The 14,595-nt window shown below is 67.7% G+C and carries 13 protein-coding genes; 4 read left to right on the top strand and 9 right to left on the bottom strand.

The window, feature by feature from the left end:
* Nucleotides 1-183 precede the first annotated feature (183 nt).
* Nucleotides 184-345 carry a DUF6053 domain-containing protein gene (locus tag AC3A4T_RS07555; RefSeq protein ID WP_487674802.1) on the bottom strand — a complete coding sequence of 54 codons (162 nt, stop codon included), beginning with the start codon at nucleotides 343-345 and terminating at the stop codon, nucleotides 184-186.
* A 125-nt stretch (nucleotides 346-470) separates the two neighbouring features.
* On the opposite strand from AC3A4T_RS07555, the gene AC3A4T_RS07550 reads away from it, so the two are divergent.
* Nucleotides 471-3,827: an AAA family ATPase gene (locus AC3A4T_RS07550; RefSeq protein WP_487674801.1), complete on the top strand. Its 3,357-nt coding sequence runs from the start codon at nucleotides 471-473 to the stop codon at nucleotides 3,825-3,827.
* 131 nt (nucleotides 3,828-3,958) lie between these two features.
* On the opposite strand, the gene AC3A4T_RS07545 is transcribed toward AC3A4T_RS07550, so the two are convergent.
* Entirely contained in the window at nucleotides 3,959-4,180 is a 222-nt protein-coding gene (locus AC3A4T_RS07545; protein ID WP_487674800.1) for a hypothetical protein, read from the bottom strand.
* Between the two features lie 619 nt (nucleotides 4,181-4,799).
* Between AC3A4T_RS07545 and katG the strand changes: the two genes are divergently transcribed.
* Both katG and AC3A4T_RS07535 read left to right on the top strand, forming a co-directional pair.
* Complete coding sequence (gene katG, locus AC3A4T_RS07540; RefSeq protein WP_487674799.1) at nucleotides 4,800-6,980, top strand: catalase/peroxidase HPI; 2,181 nt, start codon at nucleotides 4,800-4,802, stop codon at nucleotides 6,978-6,980.
* A gap of 351 nt (nucleotides 6,981-7,331) precedes the next feature.
* A complete protein-coding gene (locus tag AC3A4T_RS07535) occupies nucleotides 7,332-7,967 on the top strand; it encodes a DUF937 domain-containing protein (protein ID WP_487674798.1) in 636 nt (211 codons plus the stop codon).
* 252 nt (nucleotides 7,968-8,219) lie between these two features.
* Here AC3A4T_RS07535 and AC3A4T_RS07530 read toward each other — a convergent pair whose 3' ends face one another.
* Nucleotides 8,220-8,642, bottom strand: a complete 423-nt coding sequence (locus AC3A4T_RS07530; protein WP_487674797.1) for an RNA-binding S4 domain-containing protein — start codon at nucleotides 8,640-8,642, stop codon at nucleotides 8,220-8,222.
* Nucleotides 8,643-9,162: 520 nt separating this feature from the next.
* A complete protein-coding gene (arsN2, locus tag AC3A4T_RS07525) occupies nucleotides 9,163-9,594 on the bottom strand; it encodes an arsenic resistance N-acetyltransferase ArsN2 (RefSeq protein ID WP_487674796.1) in 432 nt (143 codons plus the stop codon).
* Between the two features lie 261 nt (nucleotides 9,595-9,855).
* Between arsN2 and AC3A4T_RS07520 the strand changes: the two genes are divergently transcribed.
* The gene (locus AC3A4T_RS07520; protein WP_487674795.1) at nucleotides 9,856-11,394 is read left to right on the top strand and encodes an MATE family efflux transporter; all 1,539 of its coding nucleotides are present in this window, start codon (nucleotides 9,856-9,858) and stop codon (nucleotides 11,392-11,394) included.
* Nucleotides 11,395-11,452: 58 nt separating this feature from the next.
* Here AC3A4T_RS07520 and AC3A4T_RS07515 read toward each other — a convergent pair whose 3' ends face one another.
* The 5 genes from AC3A4T_RS07515 to rpsP all read right to left on the bottom strand — a co-directional run bounded on the left by AC3A4T_RS07515 (nucleotide 11,453) and on the right by rpsP (nucleotide 14,381).
* Entirely contained in the window at nucleotides 11,453-11,818 is a 366-nt protein-coding gene (locus tag AC3A4T_RS07515) for a hypothetical protein (RefSeq protein ID WP_487674794.1), read from the bottom strand.
* A gap of 296 nt (nucleotides 11,819-12,114) precedes the next feature.
* Nucleotides 12,115-12,519, bottom strand: a complete 405-nt coding sequence (rplS, locus tag AC3A4T_RS07510; RefSeq protein WP_056108634.1) for a 50S ribosomal protein L19 — start codon at nucleotides 12,517-12,519, stop codon at nucleotides 12,115-12,117.
* Nucleotides 12,520-12,644: 125 nt separating this feature from the next.
* Complete coding sequence (gene trmD, locus AC3A4T_RS07505; protein ID WP_487674793.1) at nucleotides 12,645-13,481, bottom strand: tRNA (guanosine(37)-N1)-methyltransferase TrmD; 837 nt, start codon at nucleotides 13,479-13,481, stop codon at nucleotides 12,645-12,647.
* Nucleotides 13,482-13,560: 79 nt separating this feature from the next.
* Complete coding sequence (gene rimM, locus AC3A4T_RS07500; RefSeq protein ID WP_487674792.1) at nucleotides 13,561-14,076, bottom strand: ribosome maturation factor RimM; 516 nt, start codon at nucleotides 14,074-14,076, stop codon at nucleotides 13,561-13,563.
* Between the two features lie 47 nt (nucleotides 14,077-14,123).
* On the bottom strand, nucleotides 14,124-14,381 hold the full coding sequence (rpsP, locus tag AC3A4T_RS07495; protein WP_036111600.1) for a 30S ribosomal protein S16: 258 nt from the start codon (nucleotides 14,379-14,381) through the stop codon (nucleotides 14,124-14,126).
* Nucleotides 14,382-14,595 lie beyond the last annotated feature (214 nt).

Here is a 14,595-nt window from a genome sequence, read left to right as displayed (position 1 = left end):
GTTTCCTTTGCTCGTAATACCTGCTGTTCGTCGCGCCTGCATACCGGCGCTCGTCATCGCGGTGCCTGCCCATGCTCGTCATCCCCGCGCAGGCGGGGATCCAGGGCTTCACCGCGGCAGGACTGTGAAGTCTCTGGCTCCCCGCCTGCGTGCGGATGACGGCCTGTAAAACGACGGCTTCGGCTACGACGTCCGCAAGACAACCGTTGCTGGACGCCTTTGCGCGCAAACGCCGAGGTCTTTTGTGGGAGGGGCTTCAGCCCCGACGCTCTTGTCTCCGGTCGCGGCACGCCCGCGCTGCATCGCGACCTGAGCGAAAAGCGTCGGGGCTGAAGCCCCTCCCACAACAGACCTCGCGGTTCGCACGCGCCGCCGCAACGCCGGCCCGGGTTGCAGTGCGCTACGTGCATCGCACCGTCCCCAGCGACCGACCCGCTAAACTGTCGCCCGGAATGGACACCGGAGCCCCCGTGGAAGCCTTGTTATTCGTCGTCGGCGTGGTCGCCGGTCTGATCCTCGCCCGCCTTTATCGGGCCACGCCGGTGGCCGCGGCCGCTATCGCCGATGCTTCTCCGCCGCAGGCCGATCCAACGCCCGACGAGGATAAGAGCGAAGCCAAGGCGCCGATCGAAACGTCTTCGACCAACAACGAAACGCCCGCCGATCAACTGCTGCGGTTGCTCCGCGCTATCGACGCGGTCGACGAACGCATCCAGCGTCCGCAGGACCTGCTGGCCCTGCCCGAATTCCACCAGGGCGTGGACCTGCTCGCCGGCGAGGCCTTCAGCGCCGAGGAACTGGTACGCCAGCTCGGCGGCAGCGGCTACGTGCAGCAATCGATGATTACCGCGGTGCTGCCGCGGCGCGGCGACATCCCGCTTGAGCCGGTGCTCGAACACGCCGCCCAGTTCGGCGGCTATCCGCTGCATTTTCTGATCGACTACCTGCGCACCCGTGGCGACGCGCAAGCACTGCCGCATCTGATGCGGCACGCGCAGCCGTGGTGGTGGGACTTCGCGCCGGTGCGCCAGCACCTGCGCGACTACCTGCAATGGGCGCAGCAGTTCGGCGATGCGCCGGCCGCGCCGGCGCTGGACGAACTCGAAGAGGCCCAGGCCAGCCAGCTGCGCGACACCCTCAAGCGCTTCGCCTCGCCGCTGCTCGATCCGCTGCTGGCGCAGGTCGAACGCGCCGCCAACGCGCGCCGCGAAGGCCGCGTGCTCGGCGCGTTCGGCCGGGTCAACGCGGCGATCAAGCCGCAGACGCGGATCGTGCACGACGCATTGGCGCGACAGCTCGAACGCGTGCATGAGTTGCTGAGCAATGAGGCGACGACCTCGGTCTTGGTCGCCGGCGAACACGGCGTCGGCAAGAGCGTGCTGATCGACCTGCTCAGCCAGCGCCTGCAAAGCGAAGGCTGGCTGGTGTTCGAAGCCAGCGCCGCGGAAATCCTGTCCGGGCAAAGCTATATCGGCGAACTCGAGGAGCGCGTGCGCGAGATGCTCGCCGTGCTCGATCGCAAGCAGGCGCTGTGGCGCGCGCCGGACTTCTTCGACCTGCTGGCCAAGGGCTCGCATTCGCGCGATCCGCGCGGCCTGCTCGACCTGATGCTGCCGGCGATCGAACGCGGCCAGTTGAGGGTGATCGGCGAAATCACTCCGCGCCAGCTCGCCCAGTTGCTGATCGCGCGGCCGGTGATCAAGCACCATTTCGAAATTCTCAACCTCGCCCCGGTCGAACCGCTAGCTCTGGAGCCGATCGCGGCCGAATGGGCGCGGATCGAAGCCGAACGGCTCAGCCGCCCGGTTGCCGACGCGCGCGTGCTGGCCGAGGCCGCGCGCATGGCCGCGCAGTATTTCCCCGAACAGCAGGAACCCGGCCGTCTGCTGCGCTTGCTCGGCGACAGTCTGCAAAGCGCGAGCGCGCAGGAGCCGCCGGCCCTGCCGCTGGACGCCGAAGGTCTGTTGGCGACCATCGCCCAACGCAGCGGCCTGCCGCTGGACGTGATCGACGATCGCCAGAGTCTGGACCTCGACCGTCTGCGCGCATTCTTCCGTCAGCGCGTGATCGGCCAGGACGAAGCCGTAGACGCCCTGCTCGACCGCATCGCGATGCTCAAGGCCGGCCTGACCGACAACGGCCGGCCGATCGGCGTGTTCCTGTTCGCCGGCCCCACCGGCACCGGCAAGACCGAACTGGCCAAGGCGCTGGGCGAATTGCTGTTCGGCAGCGACGAACGCCTGCTGCGCCTGGACATGAGCGAGTTCCAGTCCGAGGACTCGGCCTGGCGCCTGACCGCCGACGAAGGCGGCCAGGGCGGCGTGCGTTCGCTGACCTCGCGTATCCGCGAGCAGCCGTTCTCGGTGGTGCTGCTGGACGAATTCGAGAAAGCCCATCCGAAGGTGTGGGACCTGTTCCTGCAGGTGTTCGACGATGCGCGCCTGAGCGATCGCAGCGGCCACACCGCCGACTTCCGCCACAGCATCATCATCCTGACCAGCAACGTCGGCTCGACCATTTCGCGCACGGCGGGACCGGGTTTCAATTCGGTCAGCGGCGGCTATTCGCGCAGCGCGGTCGAGAAGGCCTTGTACGAAACCTTCCGCCGCGAATTCATCAATCGTCTGGATCGGGTGGTGCTGTTCAACCCGCTCGACCGCAATCTGATGCGCGAGATCCTGCACAAGGAACTGGGCCGCGTGCTGACCCGACGCGGCTTGCGCAATCGCGACTGGGCGGTGGAATGGGAACCGTCCGCGATCGAGTTCCTGCTCGACCGCGGCTTCACCCCGGACCTGGGCGCGCGTCCGCTGCGGCGCGCGATCGAGCACTACCTGCTCGCGCCGCTGGCGCGCAGCATCGTCGAACACCGCGCGCCGCGCGGCGATCAGTTCCTGTTCGTGCGCAGCGCCGGCGACAAGCTCGATGTGGTGTTCATCGATCCGGATGCGACCCAGGCAAGCGAAGTCGCGCCTGCCGATGAAGCCGCGACCATCGACGCCTCCGCGCCGGCTGGCGATCTGCGCGACCTGGTCTACGCACCCTCGGCCGATGCCGAGGCGATCGCGCGCCTGGATGCGCGCCTGCGCGAACTCGACGCGGCGATCGAATCGGCCGACTGGGTCCGCGCGCGCGAAGCCGATTACGCGCGCATGAGCGAGTCCGACTTCTGGTCGGCCGGCGAACGCCACGGCGTGCTCGACCGCATCGAACGCCGCGACCGCATCGAAAGCGCGCTCGACACCGCCCAGCGCATGCAGCAGCGCCTGCGCCAGGAACGCGGCAACGGCGAGTTCGCCGGCCGTCTGGCCCAGCTGCTGTTCCTGCTCGGTCTGGCGATCGACGCGGTACGCGAGCAACGGCCGCAGGATGCACTGATCCAGATCGACACCGGCGACGCCGATCCACTGCGTTCGGGCGCCGATCTGCGCCTGTGGTGGCAGCAGTTGCTGGCGATGTACCTGGCCTGGGCGCGGCGCCGCAATATGCGCGTCCAGGTGCTGCGCCAGGACCCCGAGCATTGCAAGGCCTGGCTCGCGGTCAGCGGCTTCGGCGCGCTGGATCTGCTGCAGGGCGAATCGGGCCTGCATGTGTTCGAGGAACTCGACGACGGCGTCACCCGCCGCGCTTCGCTGTCGGTACAGGTCGCCGCCGACCTGCCCGGCCGCGCGCGCGTGGCCCAGGCCGCGCCGGACGGCGAACGCCGGATCTGCCGGCGCTATCGCGAATCGCCGTCGCCGTTGGTGCGCGACGGCGTGCGCGGCTGGCGCAGCGGCCGGCTCGATCGCGTGCTCGCGGGCGAGTTCGACGTCATCCAGGGCGGTTGATTTCAGCCTCCGGCCGGCGGCGTCGCCACCCCATCGCCGTGCGATGATTCAACGCGCACGCATCAAACCATTCGCGGCATCGAAAGCGACAGGCGCCGCGCGGGCGCCTGTCGCGTCGCCCCGCACTTCGATCAGAACTCGCAACCCGCCGCGCACTCGCGGTAGGCGCGATTGCAATGCTGGATCGAACCGCCGCCGGCCTGGGCGATGCAGTCGCGCTTGATCTCCAGGCACGTATTGATGCAATCCGGATCCGCCGCGAACGCCGACGCGCCCAGGCCCAGGCCGAACACCAACGCCGTCAGCGCGGCGATCCGCAGGCCCGCGCTCTTCCCCATCGTGTTTGCCTTCATCGTGTTTCCCTCCTTGGTCGAATGGATGAGCGCTACGGCGCTGGCCGACGCTCGCGCCGAGTATGGACCGGCGCCGGCATGCACAAACGCTGCTGCAAAGCAGCATCCGCGAACCGACCGGCGCGTTTGCCACATCGATCACGAATCGCCGGGCGCGAGCCTTCCATGATTCGAGCGCGCCCATGCTGCGCCGCGGCGCGAACCGCTTCGCCATAGTCGGCTTCTATCGAATACGTCGGAAATATCGATTTCACTTGTCATTGGCGCCGACCTATCGTCAACCCACGTCAACACCCCGCCCAACGGAGCCCCTTCCGTCACCGCTACACCACCGAGCGCCAGCGATGCGATTGCACGACTCTTGCCAGCCGACCGGACCGACCACCGCCTCGAACCCGCCAGGGCACGGGCGCGACCGGCACTTGAGCCTCACCGCCCATGCGGCGATGCCGTTCCAGGACCCGTTCCAGCAGCACCGGCCGAATCAGCAGTCGACGCAACGCCAGCGTAACGTCCGCAACGGGTCCGAGATCGGATCCGTTCGCGCATAGGCAATCGGGCGTCACCCGGAACGCAGCCGTCGAACCCGCACCGTCACCAGCGAAAGGCTAAAGAACCCATGTCAAACACCGAATCGAAGTGTCCGTTCAACCACACCGCCGGCGGCGGCACGTCGAACCGCGACTGGTGGCCGAACCAGCTCAACCTCAAGGTCCTGCACCAGCAGGCGCCGCCGTCCAATCCGGATCCCGACTTCGACTACGCACAGGCGTTCAAGAGCCTGGACCTGGCCGCGGTGAAGCAGGACCTGCACGCGCTGATGACCGATTCGCAGGAGTGGTGGCCTGCCGACTTCGGTCACTACGGCCCGCTCTTCATCCGCATGGCCTGGCACAGCGCCGGCACGTATCGCATCTTCGACGGCCGCGGCGGCGCCGGTGCCGGGCAGCAGCGTTTCGCCCCGCTCAACAGCTGGCCGGACAACGGCAACCTCGACAAGGCGCGCCGCCTGCTGTGGCCGATCAAGCAAAAGTACGGCAACAAGATTTCCTGGGCGGATCTGATGATCCTCACCGGCAACGTCGCGCTGGAGTCGATGGGCTTCAAGACCTTCGGCTTCGCCGGCGGCCGCGCCGACGTGTGGGAACCGGAAGAAGCCGTGTACTGGGGCAGCGAAACCGAGTGGCTCGGCGACAAGCGCTACAGCGGCGACCGCCAGTTGGAGAACCCGCTCGGCGCCGTGCAGATGGGCCTGATCTACGTCAATCCGCAGGGCCCCAACGGCAACCCCGATCCGATCGCCGCGGCCCGCGACATCCGCGATACCTTCGCGCGCATGGCCATGGACGATGAGGAGACCGTGGCGCTGATCGCCGGCGGCCACACCTTCGGCAAGACTCACGGCGCCGGCCCCGAATCGCACGTCGGCCGCGAGCCCGAAGGCGCCGACATCGCCGAACAGGGCCTGGGCTGGGGCAGCAGTTTCGGCAGCGGCAAGGGCGGCGACGCGATCACCAGCGGCCTGGAAGTCACCTGGACCAGCACGCCGACGCGATGGGGCAACGAGTTCTTCGCCAACCTGTTCGGTTTCGAGTGGGAACTGAGCAAGAGCCCGGCCGGCGCGCACCAGTGGATCGCGAAGGACGGCGCCGGCGCGGACAAGATCCCCGACGCGCACGATCCGAACAAGCGCCACGCGCCGACCATGCTCACCACCGACCTGTCGCTGCGCTTCGATCCCGCCTACGAAAAGATCTCGCGCCGCTTCTTCGAAAATCCCGATCAGTTCGCCGACGCCTTTGCTCGCGCCTGGTTCAAGTTGACCCATCGCGATATGGGCCCGCGCCCGCGCTACCTCGGTCCGGAAGTCCCGGCCGAAGTGCTGATCTGGCAGGACCCGGTGCCGGCCGTCGACCACGCCCTGATCGACGAGCAGGACATCGCCGCGCTCAAGGCCAAGGTCCTGGCCTCGGGCCTGCCGGTGTCGCAGTTGGTGTCCACCGCCTGGGCCTCGGCCTCGACCTTCCGCGGTTCCGACAAACGCGGCGGCGCCAACGGCGCGCGCATCCGTCTGGCGCCGCAGAAGGACTGGGAGGTCAACCAGCCCGATCAACTGGCCAAGGTGCTGTCCGCGCTCGAAGCCATCCAGAAGGAATTCAACGATGCGCAGAGCGGCGGCAAGAAGGTGTCCCTGGCCGACCTGATCGTGCTGGCCGGCGCCGCCGGCGTCGAACAGGCGGCGAAGAACGCCGGCTTCCCGGTCAAGGTGCCCTTCACTCCGGGCCGCACCGACGCGACGGCCGAACAGACCGATGTGCATTCGTTCGCGGTGCTCGAACCGATCGCCGACGGCTTCCGCAACTACCTCAAGGGCAAGTTCGACGTCACCGCCGAATCGCTGCTGATCGACCGCGCGCAGTTGTTGAACCTCAGCGCGCCGGAACTGACCGTGCTGGTCGGCGGCCTGCGCGTGCTCGGCGCCAACGCCGGTCAAAGCAAGCACGGCGTGTTCACCCGCAAGGCCGACGCGCTCAGCAACGACTTCTTCGTCAACCTGCTCGACATGGGCACGGTGTGGAAGGCGAACTCCGAGGCGAAGGACGTGTTCGAAGGACGCGACCGCAAGACCGGCGAACTCAAGTGGACCGGCACCCGCGCCGATCTGATCTTCGGCTCGCACTCGCAGTTGCGCGCGCTGGCCGAGGTCTACGCCAGCTCCGACGCGCAACAGAAATTCGTCAACGACTTCGTCGCGGCCTGGAACAAGGTGATGAACGCGGACCGCTTCGATCTGAACTGATCGACCGGCGAACCATTCGCCGACAACAGACCCTGTGTGACTTTATGCCCGGCGACCTCAGCCGGGCTTTTTTTTGCCGTGCGCCGCGGCGGCCACGTTGCCTGGAAACGCCCGAGTCGCGAAAACACCGCCAGGCCTGTCGTTGCAGGCCCGATCGCCCCGGCGCGGCCCGCCGTTCGCGGCCGCAAGCCTGCGACCCGCCGCGCGAAAGTCCCCAAGTGCCTCAATCGCACCGCGCGCCCACATCGCCTGCACGATCGCGATGCCATCGCCGATTTCGCGACCGCCAGCATCACCCGCCACTCACGATTCGGCGCTAGCATCTGCTTTCCTCGCACCCGGAATCCCGCCATGAGCGCCTCGCTGACCGACGATCTTCTCAACCAACTTCAGGGCCAGCCGCTGGCGCAACTGGGCAGTCAGCTCGGCCTGTCGCAGCCGCAGACGCAGAGCGCGGTCAGCGCGGCGCTGCCGTTGCTGCTCGGCGCGCTCGGCCGCAACGCCAGCCAGCCGCAGGGTGCTGAAGCTCTGTTCGGCGCGCTGCAACGCGACCACGCCGCGCCCGCGGCCGCCAGCGGCCTGGACCTGGGCAGCGTGCTCGGCGCGGTGCTCGGCGGTGGCGGCGGCAATCGCCAGACCGACGGCGCCGGCATCCTCGGCCACATCTTCGGCGGCCGCCAGGAAACCGCCGCGCAGGGCCTGGGTCAGGCCACCGGACTGGAAGGCGGCCAGGCCAATACGCTGCTGAAACTGCTCGCGCCGATCGTGCTGTCGTATCTGGCCCAGCGCATGTTCTCCGGCGGCGGCCAGGCCGCGGCCTCGCCGCAGCAGCTCGGCAACGTGCTCGGTCAGGAACACCAGCGCATCCAGCAACAGGGTTCGGCTGGCGGCCTGCTGAGCTCGGTGCTCGACCAGGACGGCGACGGCCAGCTCGGCCTGGGCGACCTGCTCAAGATCGGCGGCGGCCTGCTCGGCGGTCAGCGCTGAGGTTACGCCCGCGTCCGGCTTCGGCCACGCGCGGCGTCAGCGAACTTATGTAGACGACGGCTGCGCTTCGGCGCGGCCGTCGTTGTTTTGGGCGGCGGATTTTAAGTCCGCTGCGGTCGGATCCTGGCGCGATCCAACTCCTGCGCGAGCAAATCCCTGCACGATCAGATTCGGCGCAACCGGAGTTCAGCGAAATCCGAAATCGCCGCTGGACGTGGACGCGCGCGAACGCGACGACCGACGCCGCCGACGCTACAACGCGTCGATATCGCCCAATGCCTTGATCAGGCGCCGCGCGCGCTTGTCCGGCTTACCTTCCGGCGCGCGGTAGCCGTTGCGCTCGGCGATGCGCGTCGCGCGCAGTTGCTCGCGCGCCAGGCGCGAGGCTTCGGTTTCGACGTACAGCGTCTGCGCCACGCTGGCCGGGCCGCGATCATCGCTGAGCGCCAGCACCGCGACTTCGAACACTTCCTCTCCGCGCACGATGCGCAGGCCGTCGCCGACCCGCACCGCGCGCGAGGCCTTGGCGTGCTGGCCGCCGACCTCGACCTTGCCGGTCTCGACCGCCTGCCGCGCGAGACTGCGGGTCTTGAAGAAACGCGCGGCCCACAGCCACAGGTCCAGGCGGACCGAGGCGGCCGGCGACGCGACGGGTGTTTCGGCTTGCTTGCTCATCGATGCGGAAGATAGCGGTGCGTTGTCGAAGGATACGACGGGAGCCGCGAACCGGGCGCGATGCGGTGAAGGCGAAAGCGAATCCCCTGCCGCCCTTTTCCAAAAGGGGAAAAGCATTGCATCGCGCTCGTCGAAGACCGTGTCCATTTAGGGAGAGAGGCGAATGGATCGCATCGCACCCCGAGAATAATCCCCACCTTGGGAAAGAGGGAATGCACCACATCACGTCCCCGAAAATCATGCCCACTTTGTAAAAGGGGGCGAGCGCCCGGCGCAGTTGTGCAGTCCTCGCGTCGCTTCCGCGCGGGGGATTCGCTTTTGATGCGGATCGCCGCGCAACGAAGGCAAGAACGAATCCCACCGCCTGCTGTTCCAGGGAGAAAACGCACTGCGTCGCGCCCAACGACGATCATGTCCATTTGTGCGAAGCACTAATGCACCGCCTCGCGCCTCCACAAATCATGTCCATGTTGAAGACACCCTGTCGCGATCCGCGTGGGTGGCGAGCTCTGGTTATTTTCTAGAGTGTCTTGGCCATACAAATGGCGGACGCGGGACAAAGCGACCGGAACTGAGAGCTGCCAAGCACATCCGCCGGAGCCAAATCGCGAGCGACCGCGCGATAACCATGCGCGGTAAAGAAGACGGCTGCCGTTTCGGTCAAGAGAAACAACTCACGCAAGCCCGTGGCGCGCGCTTGGTTTTGCGCATGGCCGAGAAGGACAGCGCCGAGACCCGAGCCGCGGTGAGCGGTATCGACTGCCAGCGAGCGTAATAGGCCCGCCTGCCCGAAGTGCTGCACGCCAACGACGCCGACAATCCCGTCAGCCGCTTCAGCCACCCAAAGCTCGACAGAAGGGGCCGGCAGGTCCTCTGTTGGCAGGCCGGCCGCGGCCAGGAGAGCGCAGATGCGCTCATTGTCCCCCGCGGTGGCTTGGCGGATTGCGGTCATGGGGCGCTCCTCGGTGGCCGCTGTGAAGCCTAACTGACCAGCACGAATCGGGGACAACGCGTTTAAAAAAAAGAACCCGGGCTTTTCCGACAATCACTTCTTCCATTGCGACTGATGCTTGTTCGGCACCGAGACCTTTCCCACATCCGCGCAACCCAGCCCGCGCAATAATTCACCGCTCGCTCCAGCCCGGCATCGCGCGGCCACGGCCCGCTCACCCCGCGCGGCGGCATACTGCGCCATCCCCGTCCGGATCCCGCCATGGCCTCCAGCACCCCGCGCGGCAGCCACTTGCTGACCGAAGGCCCGATTGGCCGCACCATGATTTCCTTCGCCCTGCCGATCATGGCCGGCAACGCGGCGCAATCGCTCAACGGCTCGATCAATTCGATCTGGGTCGGCCGCTACCTCGGCGAAGCGGCGCTGACCGCAACGGCCAACGCCAACAACATCATGTTCTTCCTGATCGGCTCGATCTTCGGCATCGGCATGGCCGCGACCATCCTGATCGGCCAGGCGATCGGCGCGCGCGACACCGCCCGCGCGCGCCAGGTCATGGGCACCAGCGCGACCTTCTTCATCGCCCTGTCGGTGCTGATCGCGATCGCCGGCTGGTTCATGGCCGATACCGTGCTGCGCGCGATGGGCACGCCGACGCCCGCGCTCGCGTTGGCCGAGAGCTATCTGCGGGTGATCTTCCTGTCGATGCCGTTCCTGTACGCGTTCGCGTTCTTCTCCGCGGCCTTGCGCGGCGCCGGCGATTCGCGCACGCCGTTCCGCTTCTTGTTGATGTCGGTGGCGCTCGACATCGTGCTCAATCCGCTGCTGATCTTCGGCTGGGGCCCGGTGCCGGCGATGGGCATCGCCGGTTCGGCCGCGTCGACCTTCTTCGCCCAGGGCCTGAGCTTGCTGGCGATGCTGCTGTACCTGCGGCGCAAGCGCCACGTGCTGTGGCTGGGCCGGCAGGACGCGCATCTGCTCAAGATCGACCCGGCGGTGCTGCGCGCGCTGATCGTCAAGGGCGTGCCGATGGGCCTGCAGATGGTGCTGATCTCGCTGGCGATGATCGCGATGATCAGCCTGGTCAACGCCCACGGCACCGGCACCGCCGCCGGTTACGGCGCGGCGCTGCAACTGTGGACCTATGTGCAGATGCCGGCGATGGCGATCGGCGCGGCGTGTTCCTCGATCGCCGCGCAGAGCGTCGGCGCCGGGCGCTGGGACCGGGTCGACGCGACCGCGCGCACCGGCACCGGTTTCAATTTCCTGATGACCGGCGCGTTGATCGCGCCGCTGATTTTGTTCGACCGCTACACGCTCGCGCTGTTCCTGCCCGAGGGCAGCGCGTCGTTCGAAATCGCCCGCCACCTCAACCATATTTCGATCTGGTCGTTCCTGTTCTTCGGCGTGACCTTCGTGATTTCCGGCGTGGTCCGCGCGACCGGCGCGGTGGTGCCGCCGCTGCTGATCCTGGGGTTCGCGCTGTGGGGCGTGCGCGTACCGTTCGCGACCTTGCTGCAGCCGGTGATCGGCACCGACGCCTTGTGGTGGAGTTTCCCGGTCAGCGCGTTCTGCGCGATGTTGATGTCGCTGGCGTATTACCGCTGGGGCGGTTGGCGACGCTCGCGGATGATGAGCCCGGCCGAACGCGCGGTCGCGCCGATCGCCACCCAGACCATCGCCACGCCGGCGGAAATCGCTGCGCAGCCGCCGGCGCCGGTGGCCGATGCGAGTCCGGAAGAGATCGCCAACTTGGCGCGCGACGTCGCCGATGCAGAAACCGAACGGCCGCCGCGCTGACGGGCCGCACCGCTCGACGCAGGCAACACGCAGCCGCGTTTCGCAGCCATCGGCGTGCTCAGATGTCCTGCAACGCCAGGGTGAACACACCGGCTTCGCCCTTGTCGAACGCCTCGCGCCAGATCCGGTAGCCCTCCAGGTCGGCGTCGCGCACCGGCATGTGGCCGATCACGCGGGGCTCGACCTCGGCCACGCGGGTACCGACGATCGGGAAGTGGCCGAGCAGGCGCAGCGCCTTGAGTTCGTCGACGTCGGCGACATGCTCGCGCAGCACTTCCTCGGCGGTATGGGTGTCGAACTTGCGCAGCGACAGCGCGTCGCGGCCGTCGGGCAAGGCGTCGATGCGCTGGACCCAGAAAAAGCCCCAAGCGCCGTCGCTGCGCTGATAGGTGCAGATATCGCCTTCAGACAAACCCGGATTCACGTTGCGCTCTCCTGCCGCGGGGGCGGCACTGCCGGCGGCCGACGCCGCGTCGGGAATCTAGCGCGAACCGGGCGCGGCGCACAGCGCCGCCGCGGCCAGACAACGGGCCAATCGCGGCCATCGTGAAGACCGCGACGCAGGCTCGCGCGATGCGCTTGATCGACGCCACGCGCCCTAGGGACGGCTCGCGCCGCGCGAGTCCGCGGCGGACGCCGTCACCGTGCCGCGCGCAAACGCAAACGGCCGCCTCGCGGCGGCCGTTCGTGGCATTGCGCGGCAGGCGCGCGATGCGGGGATTACTCGCCTGCGGCGACGTTGGCGCTCTTGGCGCGCGCGTACGCGGCCAGATCTTCCTTGATGCGCGCCTTCTTGCCCTGCAGACCACGCAGGTAGTACAGCTTGCCGGCGCGGACCTTGCCGCGGCGCTTGACGTCGACCGAGTCGATGATCGCGCTGTGGGTCTGGAACACGCGCTCGACGCCGAAGCCGTGCGAGATCTTGCGCACGGTGAACGAGGAGTTCAGGCCGCCGTTCTTGATCGCGATGACCACGCCTTCATAGGCCTGGACGCGCTCGCGCGTGCCTTCCTTGACCTTGACGTTGACGACGATGGTGTCGCCGGGGCTGAAGTCGGGCAGCTTGCGGGTGATCTGCTCGGCTTCGAAATTCTGCAGCAGGGTGTGGAGCGAGGGCTTGTTCATGGTTACGGCCTGTTGGATTAGTTGTTGCGCGAGTGCACGTGGACCCGCGTCATGGCATCGGTACAGCAAAGGGGTACAGCTAAGCGACTAATTATAACGAGCTTTTTTCCCGCGGCGCTAGGGGCTCAGGGCGTTTCGCCGGCCTGGCGGCCTGGCTGAACGGCCGATTCGGGGCTGGAAACGCTTCCAGCGGCCGCCTGTGCACCCTGTTCCGCAGCCTGAGCCGCGGCCAATTCGGCGCGGAAGGCCGCGATCAGCTTGCGGTCGGCCTTGGACAGCGCGGCCTCGTCGAACAGGTCCGGGCGCCGCTGCCAGGTCCGGCCCAGCGACTGCTGACGGCGCCATTTGGCGATTTCCGCGTGATTGCCCGACATCAGCACCGGCGGCACCGTGCCCAGCTCGTGTTCGACCGGGCGGGTGTAATGCGGGCAGTCGAGCAGGCCGTCCTCGAAACTGTCCTGGACCGCCGATTCGGCGTCGCCCAGCGCGCCGTCCTGCAGCCGCGCGACCGCATCGACGATCACCGCCGCGGCCAGTTCGCCGCCGGACAGCACGTAATCGCCGATCGAGATTTCCTCGTCGACCTCGGCCTGGATCAGCCGCTCGTCGACGCCTTCGTAGCGGCCGCACAACAGGATCAGCCGCTCGTGCCCGGCCAGTTCGCGGACCTTGGCCTGATCCAGGCGCGCGCCCTGCGGACTCATGTAGATCACCCGGACCGGCGCCGGATCGGCCTCGCGCGCGGCGCGGATCGCCGCGCGCAAGGGATCGATCAGCATGACCATGCCCGGCCCGCCGCCGAACGGGCGCTCATCGACGCGGCGGTAATTGCCTTCGGCGTAATCGCGCGGATTCCAGCCATGCAACGACAGCAGCCCGCGCTCGCCCGCGCGCCCGACCACGCCGAACGCCGCGCATTGCGCGACGAATTCGGGGAACAGGCTGATGAGGTCGATACGCATGAGGCGGGAGTGAGTTGAGAGGAGTGAGAAACGAGGAAAAACCAGCTTTTACTCGTTTCTCACTCCTCTCAACTCTTTCCTAGAACTCAGGATCCCAATCGACCGTCACGAGGTTGGCCTCGAAATCGACCGACAGCACGTACTGCGGAATCACGAACGGGATCATGCGCTCACGTTCGTCGTCGCGGGCGACCAGCACGTCGTTGGCGCCGGTGGCGAACAGGTGCGAGACCTTGCCCAGCGACACGCCCTCGGTGGTGACCACGTTCAGGCCTTCCAGGTCGACCCAGTAGTACTCGCCGTCTTTCGGCGGCGGCAGGGCCGAACGCGGAACGTAGATCTCGGTGCCGCGCATGGCTTCGACCGTGTCGCGGTCGCTGACATCGGGAAACGTGGCGATCAGGAATTTGCCGCTTTCGCGGCCACGCACGCCCGACAGCTCGCGCTCGCGGCCCTGCGGGTCGCGGACGATCCAGGGCTGGTAGCGGAAGATCGAGGCGCGCGGCTGCGTCCAGGACTCGAGCTTGGCTTCGCCGCGAATGCCGAAAGCGCCGAGCACCCTGCCCAGCAGGAGGCGGCGCGAGGAATCGCTCATGGGTGCGTGGGAAGGGCCGCGCGGGCTAACCTGCGCGGCCCGCCGGCTCAGGCGGCCGGAGCGGCCTTGACGGCCTGCTTGTACAGGTCGGCGACCTTGTCGGTCAGCTGGGCGCCGTTGGCGACCCAATGCTTGACGCGATCGATGTTCAGCTCGACGCGCTTCTCGGCGCCGGCGGCGACCGGGTTGTAGAAACCGACGCGCTCGATGTTGCGGCCATCGCGGGCGCTACGGCTGTCGGTGACGATGATGTGGTAGAACGGACGCTTCTTGGCGCCGCCGCGGGTCAGTCGAATCTTGACCATGGGGTCTGTTTTCCTGTGTTGCCCAGCCGTCGGAATGACGGGGTAAGCCGGAAAGTTTAACCGATTCCGTGGCTTGGGCAAACCCGGGCCCCTGACGGGCCCGGATCCCCGCGCTTCCCTGCCCTGCCGCGCCGTCCCTGGCGCCGGCACCCGCTTCCCTCGGATGCCGCCCGGCGGGCGACGCCGTCCTGTCGCCGCCCGCCCTTGCGCCGGT

The organism is Lysobacter sp. Soil_N_51 (assembly GCF_057655755.1).
The sequence above is the reverse complement of the archived record's forward strand: the minus strand, read 5'-3'. Positions and strand labels throughout refer to the sequence as shown.